Below are 1,445 nucleotides of genomic sequence, written 5' to 3' on the forward strand. Positions count from 1 at the left end.
CATTCTCATCCGTCAATCCCCGCGTACTTCCCAAACCGTCCACTAAATAATAAGAATCTACATCATTTCGCTCCTGAGAAATCAAATCCAAACCATAGAGATAACTGACAACTTCATCACCATCAACATACTCAGCCAAAACTTGAGCATAAGGACGATTCTTATCTAACAAATAACTCGTCGTTTCAGTTCCAACCGTCTGAGAAACCCGAATATTATCATCATAAGCATAAGAAACAATTATAAAATATTAATGTGGTGCGTTTTGCTTTCGCCAACGCACCCTATGTCTACTTAATCTTCTGATAAAATATAAAGATCAACATCAATTTCTGCATTCAATTGAGCAAGTTTTTTAACCAGTTTTTTTTCAAAAGAAATCGTTGGTCGATTATCCTCATCGTAGATGTATATTGTACATTCTAGTTCAGAATAATATTTACAACATATTTTAACAAAAGATTTCCAATTGTTTTCAATTTTATTGAAAACACTTTCAATGTGTTTTGAGAGTTCGATTGAATTGTCAAGTTCAGATTTAATAGTCCAACCATTTTGTTTATGACAAATACTTGCATTTGGGTATATCAAATCACCTTTTTTCCAAACCTTTGATGGTGTTACTCCAACGAAAGCAGTAATTTCGTCAGGATCGCAATCAAAGTTGAGAACTGTAAAGGCACAAAAAAACTCATTCTTCATTGTTTGAACTCCATGTACTCTAATTTTATTATAGGTCAAAATTTATTTAAGTTTTTTAAGATTGATTCCTGTAGGTTCACCAATAGCGTTTCTCATTCCTTTTGGTTTGACATAAACATTGCCCTTTTGATCTTTGTAAAGATCTCTTTTAGAAGCATTTTCTTTACCTTTCAGTTCATGAATATCATATCCAGCTTTTTTTAGTTTCTTGATGTCTTTTTTACTAAGCTCAGCGTCTTCTTTTGTATCCCGATCCATATAATCATCATCTATATTCTCATCATCTATATCGTCATTCTCTTCAGCCCCATCTTCAGAATTGATTGCCGCAATAAAAATTCCATACTTAGCTAAAAATAAAGCTAGTGCTAATCGAGTGCTTAATGTTGATAGTAGTGGAGTAAAAGTAGCATAGGATTGAGATGCAAGCTGTCCTATTTGAGCAAAAACGGAATTAACTTCAGTTAAAGTAAACAACCCACTTGGGTCAATACCATTTATAGGATTAGCATTAGCATACAAATACTTATGCAAAGTAATTGGTTCAAAATGATCGCCCTCATAAGTATCGCGTCTTGTAAAGCGTCCTGTACTTGGATCGTAATAGCGCTGACGCAAATAATACTGTTCCAAAGTCCCATCGAATTGCTCCCCAGCAAACAAATAATCATTCTCGCTATTGCCAACAGAATTCGTTAAATTTCCATAAGCATCATAAGTGTAAACATCAGTAACATTTCCAT

At 33.8% G+C, this 1,445-nt stretch carries 2 protein-coding genes; both read right to left on the bottom strand.

Annotated elements, in window-relative coordinates; genetic code table 11:
- Window positions 1-294: 294 nt before the first annotated feature.
- The gene (locus tag JUI58_RS00325; protein ID WP_204101766.1) at window positions 295-741 is read right to left on the bottom strand and encodes a DUF4279 domain-containing protein; all 447 of its coding nucleotides are present in this window, start codon (window positions 739-741) and stop codon (window positions 295-297) included.
- 3 nt (window positions 742-744) lie between these two features.
- A partial coding sequence (locus tag JUI58_RS00330; protein WP_204101767.1) for a polymorphic toxin type 33 domain-containing protein occupies window positions 745-1,445 on the bottom strand: 701 nt, incomplete at its 5' end.

This window comes from Spirulina sp. CCY15215 (assembly GCF_016888125.1).
In the GTDB taxonomy this organism is placed as follows: domain Bacteria; phylum Cyanobacteriota; class Cyanobacteriia; order Cyanobacteriales; family Spirulinaceae; genus CCY15215.